Origin of the sequence: Rhodococcus sp. EPR-157, from assembly GCF_001647195.1 — a bacterium.
In the GTDB taxonomy this organism is placed as follows: domain Bacteria; phylum Actinomycetota; class Actinomycetes; order Mycobacteriales; family Mycobacteriaceae; genus Rhodococcoides.
In genome coordinates, this window is the sequence record NZ_LVCV01000653.1 from 1 (window position 1) to 660 (window position 660).

At 63.3% G+C, this 660-nt stretch carries 2 protein-coding genes; both read left to right on the top strand.

All coding sequences use genetic code 11. From position 1 onward, the window contains the following. The first annotated feature begins 77 nt into the window (after window positions 1-77). Window positions 78-359 (top strand): acyl-CoA carboxylase subunit epsilon, encoded by a 282-nt coding sequence (locus A2J03_RS27835; RefSeq protein ID WP_068380955.1) that lies wholly within the window; start codon window positions 78-80, stop codon window positions 357-359. Window positions 360-375: 16 nt separating this feature from the next. Continuing rightward, the coding region (locus tag A2J03_RS27840) for a biotin carboxylase N-terminal domain-containing protein (RefSeq protein WP_331712413.1) at window positions 376-660 on the top strand (285 nt) is incomplete at its 3' end.

The following is a 660-nucleotide window of genomic DNA, read 5'->3' on the forward strand; positions in this document are numbered from 1 at the left end:
CAGATCGTCTCCGCACTACGACTACTCGAACGCAAACAGGTCACCCTGCCCCCGAAGAAGCACGGAAACATCCCGCTGTGAGCGCCGAAGCGAATGTTGCTGTGAGCGCCGAAGTGGAAGTCCGCACAGCCGGTTCGAATGCTGTCTTGGGGTTCAGCGGCAACCCATCCGATACCGAGATCGCGGCTATCACCGCAGTGCTCGCAGCCTCAGCGCACGCAACCGCATCGCCGGCCGCCCGAGACGTTCTCGACTCGCCGATGTCGTCTCTCGGCGGGTGGGGCGACCCAGCAGGGCAGCTCCGCTACGGCCTCGCCACGGCGCCAACTCATTTCGTTCATGCTCACTACTCGCGATAAAGGACCATCGACAGCCATGTCATCGACCAATAATGTTGCACGCAAGCGCATTTCGAAGGTTCTCGTCGCTAACCGCGGCGAGATCGCAGTCCGGGTGATCAGAGCGGCAGCAGACGCGGGACTGAGAAGTGTCGCCGTCTACGCCGAACCGGACGCCGATGCCCCCTTCGTACGCCTGGCCGACGAAGCATTCGCCCTCGGCGGCCAGACTTCGGCAGAGTCGTACCTGGTCATCGACAAGATCTTGGACGCCGCCCGCAAGTCCGGCGCAGACGCCATCCACCCCGGCTACGGCTTCCTC